The sequence below is a fragment of the Saccharothrix sp. AJ9571 genome, assembly GCF_021725495.1.
GTDB lineage: Bacteria > Actinomycetota > Actinomycetes > Mycobacteriales > Pseudonocardiaceae > Amycolatopsis > Amycolatopsis magusensis.
This window is the reverse complement of sequence record NZ_CP091382.1, coordinates 1,364,128-1,381,920: the sequence shown is the minus strand read 5'-3', so window position 1 is coordinate 1,381,920 and position 17,793 is coordinate 1,364,128. Positions and strand designations below refer to the sequence as shown.

The 17,793-nt window shown below is 68.7% G+C and carries 21 protein-coding genes; 14 read left to right on the top strand and 7 right to left on the bottom strand.

What is annotated here, in order from left to right:
• The first annotated feature begins 8 nt into the window (after positions 1-8).
• Entirely contained in the window at positions 9-809 is an 801-nt protein-coding gene (locus L3Q67_RS05555) for a slipin family protein (protein WP_499188513.1), read from the top strand.
• On the opposite strand, the gene L3Q67_RS05550 is transcribed toward L3Q67_RS05555, so the two are convergent.
• A complete protein-coding gene (locus L3Q67_RS05550) occupies positions 806-1,201 on the bottom strand; it encodes a DUF4190 domain-containing protein (protein ID WP_499188512.1) in 396 nt (131 codons plus the stop codon). The genes L3Q67_RS05555 and L3Q67_RS05550 overlap by 4 nt on opposite strands.
• A gap of 15 nt (positions 1,202-1,216) precedes the next feature.
• On the bottom strand, positions 1,217-1,657 hold the full coding sequence (locus tag L3Q67_RS05545) for a DUF4190 domain-containing protein (protein ID WP_499188511.1): 441 nt from the start codon (positions 1,655-1,657) through the stop codon (positions 1,217-1,219).
• 79 nt (positions 1,658-1,736) lie between these two features.
• Between L3Q67_RS05545 and L3Q67_RS05540 the strand changes: the two genes are divergently transcribed.
• The 6 genes from L3Q67_RS05540 to L3Q67_RS05515 all read left to right on the top strand — a co-directional run bounded on the left by L3Q67_RS05540 (position 1,737) and on the right by L3Q67_RS05515 (position 8,112).
• Positions 1,737-2,933, top strand: a complete 1,197-nt coding sequence (locus L3Q67_RS05540; RefSeq protein WP_499188510.1) for an acyl-CoA dehydrogenase family protein — start codon at positions 1,737-1,739, stop codon at positions 2,931-2,933.
• Between the two features lie 74 nt (positions 2,934-3,007).
• Positions 3,008-3,538, top strand: coding sequence for a YflT domain-containing protein (locus tag L3Q67_RS05535; protein ID WP_209671084.1), 531 nt, complete (start codon positions 3,008-3,010; stop codon positions 3,536-3,538).
• A gap of 272 nt (positions 3,539-3,810) precedes the next feature.
• A complete protein-coding gene (locus L3Q67_RS05530) occupies positions 3,811-5,133 on the top strand; it encodes an ABC transporter substrate-binding protein (protein ID WP_499188509.1) in 1,323 nt (440 codons plus the stop codon).
• Positions 5,130-6,080 carry a carbohydrate ABC transporter permease gene (locus L3Q67_RS05525; protein WP_499188508.1) on the top strand — a complete coding sequence of 317 codons (951 nt, stop codon included), beginning with the start codon at positions 5,130-5,132 and terminating at the stop codon, positions 6,078-6,080. The genes L3Q67_RS05530 and L3Q67_RS05525 overlap by 4 nt, the downstream gene beginning before the upstream one ends.
• Positions 6,080-6,922 (top strand): carbohydrate ABC transporter permease, encoded by an 843-nt coding sequence (locus L3Q67_RS05520; RefSeq protein WP_499188507.1) that lies wholly within the window; start codon positions 6,080-6,082, stop codon positions 6,920-6,922. Before L3Q67_RS05525 ends, L3Q67_RS05520 begins: the two co-directional genes overlap by 1 nt.
• Positions 6,923-6,930: 8 nt before the next feature.
• Positions 6,931-8,112 (top strand): ABC transporter ATP-binding protein, encoded by a 1,182-nt coding sequence (locus L3Q67_RS05515; protein WP_499188506.1) that lies wholly within the window; start codon positions 6,931-6,933, stop codon positions 8,110-8,112.
• A gap of 361 nt (positions 8,113-8,473) precedes the next feature.
• On the opposite strand, the gene L3Q67_RS05510 is transcribed toward L3Q67_RS05515, so the two are convergent.
• The 4 genes from L3Q67_RS05510 to corA all read right to left on the bottom strand — a co-directional run bounded on the left by L3Q67_RS05510 (position 8,474) and on the right by corA (position 11,617).
• The gene (locus tag L3Q67_RS05510; protein ID WP_499188505.1) at positions 8,474-9,313 is read right to left on the bottom strand and encodes a chromosome partitioning protein ParB; all 840 of its coding nucleotides are present in this window, start codon (positions 9,311-9,313) and stop codon (positions 8,474-8,476) included.
• Complete coding sequence (locus tag L3Q67_RS05505; protein WP_499188504.1) at positions 9,310-9,969, bottom strand: metallophosphoesterase family protein; 660 nt, start codon at positions 9,967-9,969, stop codon at positions 9,310-9,312. The genes L3Q67_RS05510 and L3Q67_RS05505 overlap by 4 nt, the downstream gene beginning before the upstream one ends.
• 24 nt (positions 9,970-9,993) lie before the next feature.
• A complete protein-coding gene (locus L3Q67_RS05500; protein ID WP_499188503.1) occupies positions 9,994-10,389 on the bottom strand; it encodes a nuclear transport factor 2 family protein in 396 nt (131 codons plus the stop codon).
• Positions 10,390-10,543: 154 nt separating this feature from the next.
• Complete coding sequence (gene corA, locus L3Q67_RS05495) at positions 10,544-11,617, bottom strand: magnesium and cobalt transport protein CorA (protein WP_499188502.1); 1,074 nt, start codon at positions 11,615-11,617, stop codon at positions 10,544-10,546.
• A gap of 334 nt (positions 11,618-11,951) precedes the next feature.
• Here corA and L3Q67_RS05490 point away from each other — a divergent pair, with 334 nt between their 5' ends.
• Both L3Q67_RS05490 and L3Q67_RS05485 read left to right on the top strand, forming a co-directional pair.
• Positions 11,952-12,455 carry a MaoC family dehydratase gene (locus L3Q67_RS05490; protein WP_113696208.1) on the top strand — a complete coding sequence of 168 codons (504 nt, stop codon included), beginning with the start codon at positions 11,952-11,954 and terminating at the stop codon, positions 12,453-12,455.
• Positions 12,448-13,545: a DUF2332 domain-containing protein gene (locus L3Q67_RS05485; RefSeq protein WP_499188501.1), complete on the top strand. Its 1,098-nt coding sequence runs from the start codon at positions 12,448-12,450 to the stop codon at positions 13,543-13,545. Before L3Q67_RS05490 ends, L3Q67_RS05485 begins: the two co-directional genes overlap by 8 nt.
• 289 nt (positions 13,546-13,834) lie before the next feature.
• On the opposite strand, the gene L3Q67_RS05480 is transcribed toward L3Q67_RS05485, so the two are convergent.
• Positions 13,835-14,239: an NUDIX hydrolase gene (locus L3Q67_RS05480; RefSeq protein WP_499188500.1), complete on the bottom strand. Its 405-nt coding sequence runs from the start codon at positions 14,237-14,239 to the stop codon at positions 13,835-13,837.
• Between the two features lie 349 nt (positions 14,240-14,588).
• Here L3Q67_RS05480 and L3Q67_RS05475 point away from each other — a divergent pair, with 349 nt between their 5' ends.
• The 5 genes from L3Q67_RS05475 to L3Q67_RS05455 are packed head-to-tail and all read left to right on the top strand — an operon-like array spanning position 14,589 to position 17,786.
• A complete protein-coding gene (locus L3Q67_RS05475; protein ID WP_499188499.1) occupies positions 14,589-14,750 on the top strand; it encodes a hypothetical protein in 162 nt (53 codons plus the stop codon).
• A 23-nt stretch (positions 14,751-14,773) separates the two neighbouring features.
• The gene (locus L3Q67_RS05470) at positions 14,774-15,334 is read left to right on the top strand and encodes a YdbT family protein (protein WP_499188498.1); all 561 of its coding nucleotides are present in this window, start codon (positions 14,774-14,776) and stop codon (positions 15,332-15,334) included.
• A 29-nt stretch (positions 15,335-15,363) separates the two neighbouring features.
• Positions 15,364-16,230 carry a PHP domain-containing protein gene (locus tag L3Q67_RS05465; RefSeq protein ID WP_499188497.1) on the top strand — a complete coding sequence of 289 codons (867 nt, stop codon included), beginning with the start codon at positions 15,364-15,366 and terminating at the stop codon, positions 16,228-16,230.
• Positions 16,230-16,856 (top strand): MarC family protein, encoded by a 627-nt coding sequence (locus tag L3Q67_RS05460; RefSeq protein ID WP_209664323.1) that lies wholly within the window; start codon positions 16,230-16,232, stop codon positions 16,854-16,856. The genes L3Q67_RS05465 and L3Q67_RS05460 overlap by 1 nt, the downstream gene beginning before the upstream one ends.
• A gap of 60 nt (positions 16,857-16,916) precedes the next feature.
• Positions 16,917-17,786 (top strand): RecB family exonuclease, encoded by an 870-nt coding sequence (locus L3Q67_RS05455; protein ID WP_499188496.1) that lies wholly within the window; start codon positions 16,917-16,919, stop codon positions 17,784-17,786.
• The last annotated feature ends 7 nt before the right edge of the window (positions 17,787-17,793 follow it).

Below are 17,793 nucleotides of genomic sequence, written 5' to 3'. Positions count from 1 at the left end.
GAGCCGCCATGCTGCTGGAAATCCTGACCGGCGTCGTCGTACTGGCCGGTGCCGGAATGGTCTCGACGATCCGCGTGGTCAAACAGTACGAACGCGGGCTGGTCTACCGCTTCGGCCGGGTGCGGCCGAAGATCCGCGAAGCCGGGCTGGTGGTGCTGCTGCCGTTCGCCGACCGGCTGCAGAAGGTCAACATGCAGATCGTCACCCTGCCCGTGCCCGCGCAGGACGGCATCACCCGCGACAACGTCACGGTCAAGGTCGACGCGGTGGTCTACTTCAAGGTCACCGACCCGGTGCTCGCCGCGGTCAACGTGGAGGACTACCGCAGCGCCGTGGGCCAGGTGGCGCAGACCTCGCTGCGGTCGATCATCGGCAAGAGCGACCTCGACGACCTGCTGTCCAACCGCGAGCGCCTCAACGAAGGCCTGGAACTGCTGATCGACAGCCCGGCGCTGGGCTGGGGCATCCACATCGACCGGGTGGAGATCAAGGACGTCGCGCTGCCGGAGAGCATGAAGCGCTCGATGTCCCGCCAGGCCGAGGCCGAGCGGGAGCGGCGGGCGCGGGTGATATCCGCCGACGGCGAACTGCAGGCTTCGTACAAGCTGGCCGAGGCGGCGGCGACCATGTCCGACCACCCGGCCGCGCTGCAACTGCGCCTGCTGGAAACGGTGGTCCAGGTCGCCAGCGAGAAGAACTCGACGCTGGTGCTGCCGTTCCCGGTGGAACTGCTGCGGTTCCTGGACCGGGCGAACCGCGACGACGGTGCCGTGGCACCGAAGCCGCGCTCGCCGCGGGAAGACGCCTAGTTGAAGTCCCAGTCGGTGGCGAAGCCGGCGATCAGGAAGATGAGCACGCCGATGACGATCAGCGCCACCACGATCCAGCCGATGATGATCGCCGCCAGCGCCATGCCCTGGCCGCCTGCCTCACCGCGCTTCGCCTTGGCGTAGGCGATGTGGCCGAGCACCAGGCCGACGATGGAGAGCACGCCGCCGCAGCCGACCACGCCGACGATCGCGCAGACCATCGCCGCGATGGCCATGCCCTGGTCCTGGTTCTGGTTCTGGTTGTGCGGACCGCCGGGGCCGTAGGCGTAGCCGTACCCCGGCTGGTAGGGGTAGGGCTGCTGGGGGTTACCGCCGGACGGTGGGCCGTACTGGTTCTGCTGCTGGCCGTATGGATCCTGGGGATAGCTCATTTCCGCGACTCCGCACTACCGGTCGAACGCGCCGATGGCGATCGCGACGATGACCGCGACGATGATCAGCGCGATGGTCACGTAGCCGATGATCAGCCCGGCCATGGCCATGCCGCGCCCGCCGGCTTCGCCGCGGTCCGCCTTGCCGACCGCGATGTGGCCGAGCACGATGCCGACCACGGACAGCACGGCCGGGCAGATGAAGATGCCGACGATCGAGCACACCAGTGAGCCGACCGCCATGCCCTGGTCCTGGCTCTGCGGCGGTCCCGGCGGGCCGTACCCCGCCGGACCGTAACCCGGTTGGGGGTAACCGCCCGACTGCTGCGGGAATGGACCGGACGGGTGGCCGTACGGGTCCTGCTGGCCGTATGGGTCCTGCGGATTGCTCATCGAGCCCCCTCGTGTGCCGCTGATCCGGCGCTCACCGTAGCGCCCGGGGGTGAGCGCGCTCATAGCAGTACGGGACATCTCCGGTCATACTCGCGGGTAACCCACCAATGCCGCGCCGCGTCGGAAGATCAAGGAGCCAATGATGGCCCGCCTCGCCCAGACCGCCGGACTGACCGACGTGCAGTCCGAGATCCTCTCCACGGTCCGCTCCTTCGTCGACAAGGAGGTCATCCCGCACGCCCAGGAGCTGGAACACGCGGACACCTACCCGGCGGACATCGTCGAGGGCATGAAGGAGATGGGCCTGTTCGGGATCACCATCCCCGAGGAGTACGGCGGGCTCGGCGAATCGCTGCTGACCTACGCGCTGGTGGTCGAGGAGATCGCGCGCGGCTGGATGAGCGTGTCCGGCGTGATCAACACGCACTTCATCGTGGCGCACATGATCTCCCGGCACGGCACCGAGGAGCAGAAGCGGCACTTCCTGCCCCGGATGGCCACCGGCGAGGTGCGCGGCTCGTTCTCCATGTCCGAGCCGGACCTCGGGTCCGACGTGGCCGCGATCAAGACCAAGGCCAAGCGCGACGGGGACGACTACGTCATCGACGGCGCGAAGATGTGGCTGACCAACGGCGGCAGCTCGAACCTGATCGCGCTGCTCGTGCGCACCGACGAGGGTGCCGAGAAGGCGCACCAGAACCTGACGACGTTCCTGGTGGAGAAGCCGGAGGGCTTCGGCGAGGTGGCGCCGGGGCTGACCATCCCCGGCAAGATCGAGAAGATGGGCTACAAGGGCGTCGACACCACCGAGGCGGTGTTCGACGGCTTCCGGATCGGCGCGGACAAGGTGCTCGGCGAGGCGCCGGGCAAGGGTTTCGCGTACATGATGGACGGTGTCGAGGTCGGCCGGGTGAACGTGGCCGCGCGTGCCTGCGGCATCGCGATCCGGGCGTTCGAGCTGGCGGTGGAGTACGCCCAGCAGCGCAAGACCTTCGGCAAGCCGATCGCCGAGCACCAGGCCATCGCGTTCAAACTGGCCGAGATGGCCACCAAGGTCGAGGCCGCGCACCTGATGATGGTCAACGCGGCCCGGCTGAAGGACTCGGGCGCGCGGAACGACGTCGAGGCGGGCATGGCGAAGCTGATCGCCAGCGAGTACTGCGCCGAGGTCACGCAGGAGGCGTTCCGCATCCACGGCGGCTACGGCTACTCGAAGGAGTACGAGATCGAGCGGCTGATGCGCGAGGCCCCGTTCCTGCTCATCGGCGAGGGCACGAGCGAGATCCAGAAGACGATCATCAGCCGCGGGCTGCTCCGAGAGTACAAATCCCGAGGCTGAACGGGGTACCTGGTTAGCCAGGAGCGCGCGGGGTTGGCAGGATGGACGCGTCCCTCCGCGTAGAGCAACAGGTGATCAAGTTGACCGGTCCGTTCTCCTCCGCCGGGCGTCCCGCGCCGGGACAGCCCCGCCTGCCCACTCCGCCGACCGGCTGGCCGGTGGGTTCGTACGGCACCTACGAGGAGGCCCAGAGCGCGGTCGAACACCTCGCCTCCAACGAGCTGGAGGTGCGGGACGTGACCATCGTCGGCGTGGACCTGATGCTCGTCGAGCGGGTGGTCGGCAGGCTGTCGTGGGGCAAGGTGCTGGGCACCGGGGCGATTTCCGGAGCCTGGCTCGGCTTGCTGATCGGACTGCTGCTGAGCGTGTTCTCCCCGCCGGGGAGCAGTCCGGCCCCGCCGATCCTGGTGGGCCTCGCCGCCGGTGTGCTGTTCGGGCTGATCACCGCGGCGATGAGCTATTCGCTGACCAAGGGGCGCCGCGACTTCTCCTCGACCAGCCAGCTGGTGGCCGGGCGGTACGACGTGCTGTGCCAGCCGCGCAACGCGGAGAAGGCCCGCGACCTGCTGGCCAGGCACGCGATGCGCTCGCCAGGGGCGATCTGAGGCCCGGATCGGCGGACGTTCTTGTTACCGCTACGCTGAGCCGTTTTGCTGTATACCGCAAGATTTCCCTAAGTTCAGCCTAAATCGCTGAATCGTTACGGTCATTGCTTGCGGCCGGTGATCGCCGGGCATAAGTTGCTGTGCACCGGTCGGGCCGCACGAGACGGGTCTATTCGTGCCAGCCCGACGCCATGCACGTCGGGGTGCTGGCGTGGCTCTCCAAAACACCGCGCCGTGTTTCCACCGAGCGTGCGCGCTGGGAAGGAGGCCAGATGGGGAAAGCGAACGCCAGGAACCGGCGAGGACGTTCGCCTGGACGGGCGTTGTCGGTTCTGGGCGCGGGGCTGATGGCCGCCGGCCTGCTCACCGCCTGCGGGTCGAGCGACGGCCTGAAGATCAACATCTACTACGCGCCGGAGGACAACTTCCAGAAGGTTGTCGACCAGTGCAACACGAAGGCCGGCGGTCGCTACGAGATCGTCTACAACAAACTCCCGCGTGGTGCGGACGGCCAGCGCGAGCAGATGGTGCGCCGCTTGGCCGCCGGCGACGAGGGCCTGGACATCCTGGGCCTCGACGTGAACTGGGTGGCCGAGTTCGCCGAGGCGGGCTGGGCCGAGGAGTGGACCGGCGAGCACAAGGCGCAGGCTTCGGCGGGCGTGCTGCCCGGTCCACTTGAGACGGCGACGTGGAACGGCAAGCTCTACGCCGCACCGAAGAACACCAACGTGCAGTTGCTCTGGTACGACGACCGGGTCACCCCGGCGCCGCCGGAGACCTGGGACCAGATGATCGACCAGGCGCTCGCGCTCAAGGCGCAGGGCAAGCCGAGCGAGATCCTGTTCACCGGCGCCCAGTACGAGGGCCTGGTGGTCATCTACAACACGCTGGTCGAGTCGGCGGGCGGGCGCATCCTGTCCGAGGACGGCAAGTCCGTGGTGATGGACCAGGGCGCGGTCAAGGCGCTGGAGATCCTCAAGCGGGTCACCTCCTCGGGCGTCACCAACGCCTCGCTGACCAACCAGAAGGAGGACGAGGTCCGCCAGGCGTTCCAGGACGGCACCGGTGCCTTCGAGCTGAACTGGCCGTTCGTCTACCCCTCCTTCAAGAAGGAGAAGCCGGACGACCTCCAGCACTTCAAGTGGGCCACCTACCCCTCGGTGGTGCCGGGCCAGCCCGCGCGCACCACGATCGGTGGCTACGACCTCGCGGTCAGCACGGCCTCGCGGCACAAGCCGGAGGCGTTCGAAGCCGCGCTGTGCCTGCGCAGCCCGGAAAGCCAGAAGTTCTCCGCGCTCAACGACGGTGTGCCGCCGACGCTGGAGGCGCTCTACACCGACACCACGCCGCTGGATCCGACCAAACCGGCCAGTGACGACAACCCGAGCATGGACACGCAGTACCCGATGCGGGAGACCATCCTCGAGGCGCTGAAGAACGCCGCGGTCCGCCCGCTCACCCCGGCATACCAGAACCTGTCGACGGTGATGTCGAAGGTCTTGTCGCCGCCGTCGGCGATCGATCCGCGGGCCACCGCGGAGGAACTGCGCAAGCAGCTCGCCGACGCACTCGAGTCGAAGGGAGTGATCCCGTGACCGTCGCCGACCCCGCGGCGCCCGCGGCGACCGCCGTCAACGGTGGCAAACGCGGAAAGCCGCCGCTGAGCGAGGGCAAGAAGGCGGAACGGCGGCTCGGGCTGCTGCTCTGCGCGCCGGCCGCGATCGTGATGATCGCGGTCACCGGCTGGCCGATCATCTACTCGATCTGGCTTTCCCTGCAGCGCTACGACCTCCGCTTCCCCGGACAGCAGGAGTTCGTCGGCTTCGACAACTACGCCGCCGTGCTGACCAACTCCTACTGGTGGACCGCGTTCGCCACCACGATGGGGCTCACCGTGGTCTCCGTGGCGATCGAACTGGTGCTGGGGATGGCACTGGCGCTGGTCATGCACCGCACGCTGGTGGCGCGCGGGCTGGTGCGCACGGTTTCGCTGATCCCGTACGGCATCGTCACCGTGGTCGCGGCCTTCTCCTGGTACTACGCCTGGACCCCGAAGACCGGCTACCTGGCCAACCTGTTCGTCGGCTCCGCGCCGCTGACCGACTGGCTGTCCTCGCTGTCGATCATCGTGCTCGCCGAGGTGTGGAAGACGACGCCGTTCATGGCGCTGCTGCTGATGGCCGGGCTGGCGCTGGTGCCGGACGACCTGCTCAAGGCGGCGTCGATGGACGGGGCCGGCCCGTGGCAGCGGTTCACCAAGGTGATGCTGCCGGTGATGAAGCCGGCCATCCTGGTCGCGCTGCTGTTCCGCACGCTGGACGCGTTCCGCATCTTCGACAACATCTTCGTGCTCACCAACGGCGCGCAGGACACCTCGTCGGTGTCCATGCAGACCTACAACAACCTGATCAAGGGGCTGAACCTCGGGATCGGGTCCACGATGGCCGTGCTGATCTTCCTGACCGTGGCCATCATCGCCTTCATCTTCATCAAGGTCTTCGGCACCGCGGCGCCGGGCAGCGATCCGGGAGGTAAGCGCTGATGGTCATGGGAGGAGCGGTCACAGGCGGCCGCAAGGCCAAGTGGACCCTGATCGACATCGTGGTGGTGGTCTACGCGCTGTTCCCGGTGCTGTGGATCCTGTCGCTGTCGTTGAAGAGCAAGGAAACCCTCTCGGACGGCAACTTCATCCCGACCGAGTGGACCCTGCAGAACTACGCGGACATCTTCGCCACCACCGAGTTCCTCCGGGCGCTGGTCAACTCGATCGGCATCGCGATCATCGCCACGGTGATCGCGGTGGTGCTGGGCACGATGGCGGCCTACGCGATCGCGCGGCTGGACTTCCCCGGCAAGCAGTTGCTGGTCGGCGTCTCGCTGCTGATCGCGATGTTCCCGCAGGTCTCGCTGGTCACCCCGTTGTTCAACATCGAACGGGAGCTCGGGCTGTTCGACACCTGGCCGGGGCTGATCCTGCCCTACATCACCTTCGCGCTGCCGCTGGCGATCTACACGCTGTCGGCCTTCTTCCGGGAGATCCCCTGGGAGCTGGAGAAGGCGGCGAAGATGGACGGGGCCACCCCGGCGCAGGCGTTCCGCCGGGTCATCGCGCCGCTGGCCGCGCCCGGGGTGTTCACCACGGCGATCCTGGTGTTCATCTTCTGCTGGAACGACTTCCTGTTCGCCATCTCGCTGACCTCGACCGAGGCCTCGCGCACGGTCCCGGCGGCGCTGTCGTTCTTCACCGGGTCCTCGCAGTTCGAGGACCCCACGGGCACGATCTCCGCGGCGGCCGTGGTGATCACCGTGCCGATCATCCTGTTCGTGTTGTTCTTCCAGCGTCGCATCGTGGCGGGGCTGACCTCCGGCGCCGTTAAGGGGTAAGTGCGGAAATGGCTGAGATCGTTCTCGAGAATGTGAGCAAGCGCTACCCCGACGGTGCGCTCGCGGTGTCCGAGGTCAACCTGGAGGTCGCCGACGGCGAGTTCATCATCCTGGTGGGACCGTCCGGGTGCGGGAAGTCGACCACGCTGAACATGGTGGCGGGGCTGGAGGACATCTCCTCCGGTGAGCTGCGCATCGACGGCAAGCGGGTGAACGAGAAGGCGCCGAAGGACCGCGACATCGCCATGGTGTTCCAGTCCTACGCGCTCTACCCGCACATGAGCGTGCGGGAGAACATGGCCTTCCCGTTGCGGCTGGCCAAAGTGGACGACGCCACGGTGAAGGCCAAGGTGGACGAAGCGGCCCAGATCCTGGACCTGACCCAGCACCTGGACCGCAAGCCGGCCAACCTCTCCGGTGGCCAGCGGCAGCGCGTGGCGATGGGCCGGGCGATCGTCCGCAGCCCGAAGGCGTTCCTGATGGACGAGCCACTGTCCAACCTGGACGCCAAGCTGCGCGGGCAGATGCGGACCTCGGTGTCGAAGCTGCAGAAGCAGCTGGGCACCACCACGCTGTACGTCACGCACGACCAGACCGAGGCGATGACCCTCGGCGACCGGGTCGTGGTGCTGCGCGGCGGGTACGTGCAGCAGATCGGCTCGCCGCAGTTCCTCTACGACAACCCGGCGAACCTGTTCGTGGCCGGGTTCATCGGCTCGCCGTCGATGAACTTCGTCCCGGCCACGCTGGAGAACGGGTCGCTGCAGACGCCGTTCGGCGCGGTCGCGCTGACCGACCGCGTGCGGCGACTGGTGGAGGCAGCCGACGGCGGCCGCGAGGTGATCGCCGGCATCCGGCCGGAGCACTTCGAGGACGCCGCACTGCTCGACGACGCGCAGAAGAGCGGTGGCGTCATCTTCACCACGACGGTGGACGTGCTCGAGTCCATGGGCTCGGAGAAGTACGCCCACTTCACGGTCGAAGGTTCCCAGGCGACTTCGTCGGACCTGGCGGACCTGGCCGCGGACAGCGGTTCGGCCGATGTGCCGGACAGCGGCTCGGCGATCGTCACCCGGTTGTCGGCTTCGTCCGGGGCGAGGGAGGGTGAACCGCTGGATGTGTGGTTCGACGCGGACAAGGTGCAGATCTTCGACCCTTCATCGGGGAAGAATCTGACGTACGCGGGTTGATGGGTTAGTGGGCCACCCCTCCTTTTCAGTGTGACTACGGCGGGGGTTGCCTTGTCAAGGCGGGAATGATGCCTTGACAAGGCAACCCCCGCCGTGTTTTTTGCGGCGGATCGGGGTGGGGCGGGAGGAGTGGATGGTCCCGGGGGCTGGGGTGCCCGGCTCGCTTTGGGGAGTGGGTGGTCCCGGGGGTTGGGGTGCCCGGCTCGCCTTGGGGAGTGGGTGGTGCCGTGAATGTGGCTTTCACGGCCGATTTCGCCGTGAATGTGGCTTTCACGGCACCGAGGGGGGCGGCTGGGGCGGTGGTGTCACGAATGTGGCTTTGGGGGCGGATTACGCCCCGAAAGCCACATTTGTGTCGTGGTCAGCGTTGGGTGCGCAGGGTTTCGATGACCTCGTCGTCCCAGCGGTGGGTGCGGATGAGGCGGTAGCGCTCCCCGGCCACCCACATGTACGCCTCGGCTTCGGTGCGCGTGCCGATCAGGTCGGCCTGGTGCAGCATCCGCACGACCGGTTCGTACTCTTCCGCGAACCACCGCGCGGCGATCGTCTGGCGGTCCAGGAAGGCGCCTTCGTCCTGCATCAGGCGGAAGCCCCAGGCTTCGACGTGCTCACCGAGTTCGGCGTAGTCCCACGGGTCCGAGACGATCACCGACGCCCGTGCCTGGCCGGTCAGTGGGACGCGCTCGAGGAAGATGCGCCGGTAGTCCTTGACGATCAGGTCGCCGCGGTACCGGATGCCCGCCGGGTCCAGTTTGGTCCGGACCTCGGTGACCTGCGCGTCGATCATGTCCAGGCCCATCGCGTGCGCGACCGAGACGCGGTGGTGGCCGTCGATGATGAAGTGCAGGCCGCCGATCCGGTACACCTCGATCGGCGGGATGTTCTCCCCGCGCCGGGCCGCCAGTGCGAGGCGTTCCCAGCGTTCGCGCACGCGGCCCGAGGTGGGGCGGAACCGGCGGTCGAAGTCACGGCCGCGGTCGACACTGCCCACGATGGACGAAAGCTGGATCACCCGCAGGCCGATCCGGCGTTCGCTGACCCAGCCGAGCGCGTCCACCACCTCGTGGAACGGCAGCATGATGTTGACGTCGTCGGGTTCCCGGCGCAGCCAGTTGGCCAGGCGCGAAAGGACCTGCCGCCGCCGGGCGCGCAGGAAGTCGCTTTCGGCGTCGGCCCTGGGAAAACCGGTGTCTCGGTTCATCGTTCCACCTCGAAGGTGATGATCTGCTGTCCCACCACGTTGCGCACCACGGTGTTCCCGATGCGCCGGTCGGGCGCCGGCTGCCCGTGCGGGTGGATGTGCCCGTGCAGCAACCAGCGCGGCGTGAGCTTCTCGGTGGTGCGGTGCAGGCAGTCGAACCCGTGGTGCGGCGGGTCTTCCAGGTCACCGAGGTGCCGTGGCGGCGAATGCGTCAGCAGCACGTCGACCCCGCGGCCGTCACGGCGGCGGCGCCGTTCGGCCCGGCGCACCAGCCTGCGTGCCCGGCGTGCCTGCTGCCCCTGGGTGAACTGGTTCGGACCGTCGTTGTAGCGGATCGACCCGCCGAGCCCGGCGATGCGCAGGCCGGCGACGTCGACCACCCGCCCGTCCGCGTTCACCCCGCCCGCCGGGCCGGGCCAACGCGCCGGGAAACCGTCCCGCATGGACAGACCTCCGTACCTGGTGAAGCCGGAAAGATCCGGATCGTGGTTGCCGGGCACGAAAACGCACGGCCGGTCCAGTGCGCCGGCGAGGAACTCGAGGTAGTCGAACGGGAGATCGCCGGCGCCGAGGATGAGGTCGACCGAGAGGCCGCTCACCGCGCCCGCCCAGAGCCGTTCGTCCACCTCGTCGGCCACCACCAGCGCGCGAAGCATGCGACCAGCCTACGACAGCGGAGCTCAGGGCACCGGCGGCGAGAACCCGGCCGTCCACCGGCCACCGCTTTCGCGGATGGACAACGCGTAGGTGAACGGCGCGCCGTCACGCAGCACGCCGTCCACCACCGCGAGGTCACCGCGCACGGACACCTGGACGTCGCGCACCCCGGCCTCGCCGAGGTCCCCGACATAGGACTGGGCGAAGTCGTCGCGGTCGGCCTTGGGGTAGTCCAGCAACCCGGCGAGCTCGGCGGCGTCCCGTTCGGCCAGTGCGGTGGCCAGGCGGCCACGCAACTGCTCGGCCGAATCGGCGCCCGGCTCCGGCTCGGCCGCGATCACCGCGGTGAGATAACCGACCCAGACCACCGCGAGGACGGCCAATCCGGAAAGGACCAGTCGGCGCCGGGTCAGTTTCACTGTGCCCCGTGGGCGAAGTCGGGGTTCTTCGCGATGATCGCGATCACCACGAGCAGCCAGGTCAGTGACAGGGCGAGTGCCCAGAACTTGAGGTTGGTCAGCAGGCGGACCATGGTGGGGACCTCCTCGAGGTATTCCAGGAAGGGAGCGGACTTCAGAGCCAGCGGTTCTTCCGGAATATTCGGTAGAGGATCAGGCAGACGACGAGGATTACGCCCATCACCATGGGATAGCCGAACTTCCAGTGCAGTTCGGGCATGTAGTCGAAGTTCATCCCGTACACGCCCACGCCCATGGTGGGCACCGCGATGATCGCCGCCCACGAGGTGATCTTGCGCATGTCGGTGTTCTGCTGGAGCGTGATCTTGGCCAGCGTGGCGTCGACCAGGGTGGTGAGCAGCTCGTCGAAGTTGACCACGCGCTCGGTGACCTGCGTGAGGTGGTCATCGACGTCGCGGAAGTACGAGCGCACCTCGTCCGGCACCAGCCGGCTGTGCCCCTCGGCGAGGCGCTTGAGCGGGGTGGCCAGCGGCATCACCGCGCGGCGCATCTCCAGCACCTCGCGCTTCATGAAGTAGATCGTCTCGGCGGTCACCGACGAGCGCGGCGCGAAGACCTGCCCCTCCATCTCGTCGATGTCCTCTTCGAGGTGGTCGGTCACGTCCAGGTAGTGGTCCACCACGTGGTCGGCGATGGCGTGCAGCACCGCGGCCGGGCCCAGGTGCAGCCGCTCGGGCTCGTTGTCCAGCTCGCGGCGCAGGCGGGCGAGGCCGGAGTGGTTGCCGTGGCGGACGGTGACGATGAAGTCCTTGCCGAGGAAGGCCATCAGCTCGCCGGTCTCGACGATCTCGTTGGCCGTGGTCGGCGACTCGTGCTCGACGTAGCGGACCGTCTTCAGCACCAGGAACAGGTTGTCGTCGTAGCGCTCCAGCTTCGGGCGCTGGTGCGCGTGCACCGCGTCCTCGACCGCCAGTTCGTGCAGGCCGAAGGTCTCCGCGACGCCCTGGATCTGTTCCTCGTCCGGCTCGTGCAGCCCGATCCAGACGAACCCGGAACCGCGGCGGCGGACCTCTTCGATCGCCTCGGAGTGCGTCCAGCGCCCGGACAGCCGCGCGCCCTCGTCGTACACCGCGCAATCGACCACGTACGCCGAAAGGGGGACGGGCAGCGGGCGCGGAGTATCACCACGGCCGTTGCCACGACCACGGAGGGAGGGAAGAGAAGGCATGGCGACTCCAGGGGCTGACGTCGTGCTTGAGCAGAGTGACTGCAACTACGACCGAGCCGGAGCGGGGAAAACGAACGCTCCGGCAGCGCCAGCGTCCGTGCGGCGGCCTACCTGGGAGAACGCGAGCCGGATCGGAGCACGAGGACGCTGGTATTACTAGGGAGCGGACTATCGCCAGTACTCACCGCGTACCTCACCTCCTCCGGCCGGGGATCTTCACCTGACGTGTCGCTGGTCGCGTTGACGCACCGACACCGATGGTCAAGGGTACTCCTCGACATGAGTCCTTGTCGCCGCAGGTAGGTGTGGCGTTACCCGCCGAGGAGGAAGCCGCGTGCAGTTCGGGCGCTATTTCGAGGAGTTCGAGGTCGGGGCCGTGTACAAGCACTGGCCGGGCAAGACGGTCACCGAATACGACGACCACCTCTTCTGCCTGCTGACCATGAACCACCACCCGCTGCACCTCGACGCGCACTACGCGGGGGAGACCACCGACTTCGGCAAGAACGTGGTGGTGGGCAACTACATCTACTCGCTGCTGCTGGGCATGTCGGTGCCGGACGTCTCCGGCAAGGCCATCGCCAACCTCGAGGTCGAATCGCTCAAGCACGTGAAGCCGACCTTCCACGGTGACACCATCTACGGCGAGACCGAGGTGCTGGAGAAGACGCCGTCGAAGTCGAAGGACGATCGCGGGGTGGTGTACGTGGAAACGCGCGGTTACAAGCAGGACGGCACGATCGTGTGCGTGTTCCGCCGGAAGGTGATGGTGCCGAAGCGGTCCTACGGCGAGGCCAGGGGCGGCGAGCAGCCTGGTCGCCCGGTGCCGCATGAGTGACCCGCTCGCGGAGGTCAAGCGGCGGCTGGCCGCCTTCGCCGCACAGGAGGCGGCCGGGGTCTCGCCGCTCTACGAGCACCTGGCCGCCCACGCCGCCGAGGACGACGAGATCGCCGGGCTGCTGCTCGCCGCGTCCTCGCCGGAGGAGGCGCGGGCGCCACTGCTGTTCGCCACCGCGCACCGGCTGATCCAGGCCGAGCCGATCCACCCGCTGTCGCGCTACTACCCGTCGCTCGGCGGGTTCGACGGGGTCGACGGCGGGACGTGGCCGGAGTTCCGCGGCTTCCTCGCGGAGCGGGCGGACAAGGCGAAGGCGCTGATTTCCTCGCGGTACACGCAGACCAACGAGGTCCGCCGGGCGGCGCTGCTGTACCCGGCGGTGGCGCTGGCGGCCAAGGCGGCCGGCGGGAAGATCGCCCTGCTCGAGGCCGGGTGCAGTGCCGGGCTGCTGCTCGGGCTGGACACCTTCGGCTACCGGTACCAGTGCGGTGGTGACCAGCTCACCGCCGGACCGGCGAAGGCGGCGGTCGGCCTGCACTGCGCGCTGGAGCTGGCCGAGGGCGCGGTGGCGCCGAAGATCCCGAAGAAACTGCAGGTCGGGGCCAAGCTCGGGTTGGACCGCGCGCCGGTGGACGCCGCCGACGAGGACGAGCTGGCGTGGCTGGAGGCGTGCGTGTGGGCCGACCAGGTCGACCGCATCCGGTTGCTGCGGACCGCGGCGGCCGCGCAGCGCAAGAAGCCGCCGGAGCTGGTGACCGGGGACCTGGTGGACGACCTGGGGGCCGCGGTGGGCCGGTTGCCCGCCGAACTGCCGCTGGTGCTGGTGACCAGCCACGTCGTCACGTACCTGTCGAAGGAGAAGCGGGAGGCCTTCGTCGAGGCGGTGTCGGCGCTGGGACGGCCGGTGTGGTGGGTGAGCCAGGAGGCGTACGAGGTCGGCATCGAACCGCTGCTGCCGGGCCGCGACGACCTGCGCTTCGCCGACACCCGCACCAGCACCCTCGGCCTGGTCGAATTCGGCGACGGCGCACCCCGGGCCCAGGCACTCGCACGCACCGCTCCGCACGGCCAGCGCATGACCTGGCTCTGACCCCGGCCGAACGCTATGAATGGGGCATTACTTGCATTGAACGCTAGTAATGCCCCACTCATAGCATTCGCCTCTGCCAACTTGGCAGGCGCTGAACGTGGAACTCGGCGTCCGAGTGTGGGGTTCGGCTGCCTGAACGTGGGGTTCGGCTGCGGGAACGTGGGACTCGCCCGGCCAGGCCGCATCCCGGGCGAGTCCCACACTCAGGCAGCCGAGTTCCACACTCAGGCAGCTGAACCCCGCACTCGGCGCACCCGGCTGGACACGAATGTGGCTTTGGGGGCGGGGGTCAGGACGTGGGTAGGGCGTGCCAGGAGCGCAGGGTGTCGGCCAACTGGGGCACCAGGGCGCCTGAGTGGTCCATGGCGGTGAACTCGGCGGCCGGCACCCACCGGGCCGCGGTGGCGTCGTCCCCGGCGCTCAGGTCGCCGGAGACGGCCGTGCAGCGGTAGTCGTGGATGTCGTACGGGCCGCGCTGGACCACGCCGACCAATTCGCCGGGCACCACTTCGAGCCCGGTTTCCTCCCGCATTTCCCGGACCAGCGCGTCATTGTCCGTTTCGCCGCTTTCCACCCGGCCGCCGGGCAGCGACCACAATCCGGCGCCCGGCTCATTGGCCCGCCGGATGAGCAGCAGGCGGCCGTCCTCGTCGAGCGCGATACCGCCGACGCAGCGAATCCTCGACTGGTTCATCCGACGGATTGTCGCCGGTCGGCGGACGGGGTGAATGTGACCCTCATTACCCGCGGCGATCTTGAAATCGGCCCGGCGGGGTGCTGGGTGCCGGTGACCGAGTGCAGCCACCGCCGCCACCGGGAGCTGCGCCCCCCTGGCCTGCGGCGGGTCCGATCGATCTTCGAGCGGGCTCCCAGGTCACCTAGAGTAGCTGTCCGGTACCATCGCTGGCGGCCGCTGCCCCAAGCGCGGGACATTCTTCCCGTTCCGCCGCGCGGTGCGGTACAACGTTATTGGCCACCCCGGCATCGGCCGGGCTGGCTACCTTGGCGGACAGGGTCCGGACACAGAGACGGGATTGATCGTCATGAACGCGAAGAAGCTCCTGACGTTCGCTGGTATCGCGTTGGTGCTGTTCTTCGTGATCGCCCAGCCGCAAGGCGCGGCGGGTCTCGTCACGAACATCATCGCCTTCCTGCGCGAATCGGCCGAATCGGTGATCACCTTCGTCAGCAACGTGTTCAGCTGACCGGCAGCGGTTAGCCTGAGCAGATGTTCGCCCCCCGCGACCCAGACGAGTACCTCCTCGACACCGAGCGCCGGGTCATCCGCATCCGGCGCCACTGGGCGACGCTGCTGTGGGACAGCTTCGAGGCGGCGGCCCTGCTGGCGATCTGCGTGCTGGTGTCGTACGTGCTGCCGCCCTCGATGTGGCTGATCAACAACATCCTGTGGTACCTGGCGCTGCTGGTCATCCTGCGGTTCTCCTACCTGGTGATGGAGTGGTGGGTCGAGCGGCTGGTGGTCACCGACAAGCGGTTCGTGATGACCACCGGGGTGTTCACCACCAAGGTGCTGATGATGCCGATCACCAAGGTCACCGACCTCACCTACCAGCGCTCGGCCTGGGGCCGGGTGCTCGGCTACGGCACGATGGTGGTCGAGTCGGCCGGGCAGATCCAGGCGCTGAACAAGATCGACTACCTCCCGCGGCCGGAGGAGTTCTACGACACCATCTCCGAACTGGTCTTCGGCGACAAGCAGAAGCAGGCCGAGCGGTTCTCGATGATCAAGGCGCAGCGCGCCGCCCGCGGCAAGCGCATGGTGGGCTGATTGCGGTGTGACCGGCGACATCGTCCAGAATGGACGCTGTGCGCATAGATCTGCACACCCATTCCACGGTCTCCGACGGGACGGACAGTCCTGCCGAGTTGATGGCCGCTGCCGCCGCCACGGGGTTGAGCGTGATCGCGCTGACCGATCACGACACCACCGCGGGCTGGCAGCCCGCCATCGAGTCGCTGCCGCGCGGGCTCACCCTGGTGCCGGGTGCCGAAATGTCCTGCGTGTCCGGTGGGCCGGGAGCGTGGATCGGCGTGCACCTGCTGGGCTACCTCTTCGACCCGGCGGCCGAGGCGGTGGTGGTCGAGCAGCGCAGGCTGCGCGCGCAACGCCGCTCCCGGGTGCGCACGATGGCCGAGCGGATGGCCGCCGACGGCCTGCCGGTGGACCCGGACGAGGTGCTCGGCCTGCTGCCGGACGACTCGCCCGCCGGACGGCCACACCTGGCGCAAGCCCTGGTCAGAGCCGGTACGGTGTCCACTGTGGACGAAGCATTCGCGCGGTACCTGGCCAGCGGCCGCGGCTACTACGTGCCCGGCGCGGACACCCTGGTGGAGACGGCGATCGAGATGATCACCGCGGCCGGTGGGGTGACCGTGCTGGCCCACGCGTTCGCGCACACCCGCGGCCCGACGCTGAGCGAGGAAGCCATCGCGAAGCTGGCCGCGCACGGGCTCACCGGGCTCGAGGTGGACCACCCGAACCACGAACCCGCCGACCGCGAGCGCCTGCGGGCACTGGCTCGTGACCTGGACCTGGTGCCCACCGGCTCCAGCGACTACCACGGCACGAACAAGACCATCGCGCTCGGCCAGGACACCACCGCGCCCGAAGCCTTCGAGGAACTGGTCGGGCAGGCGAGCGGCGCCCAACTGGTGACCGGCTGATGGCCTTCTCGGACTACTTCGACGCGGCGCTGTTCATGGAGGCCACGATCACCCTGGTGGTGATCATGGACCCGCCGGGCACGGTGCCGGTGTTCCTCAGCCTGACCGGCCGGAAGTCGCCTGCCGTGCGGGCTCGTGCGGCGCGCCAGGCGGTGCTGGTCTCGCTGCTGGTCATCTCGCTGTTCGCCATCGCCGGGCAGGCGATCCTGGCCTACCTGCACATCGGCATCCCGGCGCTGCAGGGCGCGGGTGGGCTGCTCCTGCTGCTGATCGCGCTGGACCTGCTGACCGGCAAGGGCAGCACCAACCCCGAGGTGGCCGAGGACGTCAACGTGGCGCTGGTGCCCCTGGGCACGCCGCTGCTGGCCGGGCCGGGGGCGATCGCCGCGACCATCGTGTTCGTGCGGCAGGCGGACGGGCGGGCCGGCGCCTACGTGGCGCTGGCGCTGGCCATCGTCACCGTGCACTTCGTGCTGTGGATGTGCATGCGGTACTCGGGCGTGGTGATCAAGCTGATCCGCGAGTCGGGCATCACCCTGCTGGCCAAGGTGGCCGGTCTGCTGCTCGCCGCGATCGCGGTGGAGCTGGTGGCCAACTCGGTGAAGGGCTTCATCGCCGGCGGCTAGCGCCCTCGTGCCTCGCGCCTCGTGCCGGAACTGTCGGTGGTGGTGCGTACCCTGGGCGTCGTGTCGCAGATCGGGTTCGACTTCGGGGAGCAGCCTCGGCGGCTGACCAGGGTGACGCCGGCCAAGCTGGCCACCTTCGACGACTGCGCGCGCCGGTACCGCCTGGCCTACCTCGACCGCCCCACGCCGCGGCGCAGCGGCCCGTGGGCGCACAGCACGCTCGGCGCGGTGGTGCACAACGCGCTCAAGGCCCTGTTCGACCTGCCGGTCCAGCGCCGCAGCCCGCAGCGGGCCGCCGCGCTGGTCGCCGAGCACTGGAAGGACGCCGGCTTCGTCGACGAGGTGCAGGCCGCGAAGTACCGCCGCCGCGCCCAGGAGTGGGTCACCGAGTACGTCGAGCACAACGACGTCGCCTTCGACCCGGTGGGGCTGGAGCGCTGGGTGTCCGCGCCGACCGGCGGTGGCCCCGGCGGGCCGACCATCATCGTCGAGGGCCGGGCGGACCGCATCGACGACCGCGGCGGCGAGCTGGTGATCGTCGACTACAAGACCGGCAAGCGGCAGCCCGACGAGTACGAGGCACGCAGCGCGCAGGCGCTGGCGATGTACGCCGTGGCGGCCACGCGCACGCTGCGCATGCCGTGCCACAAGGTGGAGCTGCACCACGTGCCCACCGGCACGGTCGCCGCCGCCGAGCACACGCCGGAGAGCCTCCGGCGGCACGTCACCCGGGCGGAGGAGACCGCCGCCGATCTGCAGAAGGCGACGGATACCCTGGCCGATGGCGGTGACGGGCAGGAGCTCTTCCCCGCCAGGACCGGGCGTCACTGCTCCTGGTGCGACTTCCGGCCCAGCTGCGCCGAGGGCCAGCAGGCCGCGCCGGAAGCGCGGTCGTGGGATCTGCTGGCGCCGCTGGAAGCCGACGAATAGCGAGATT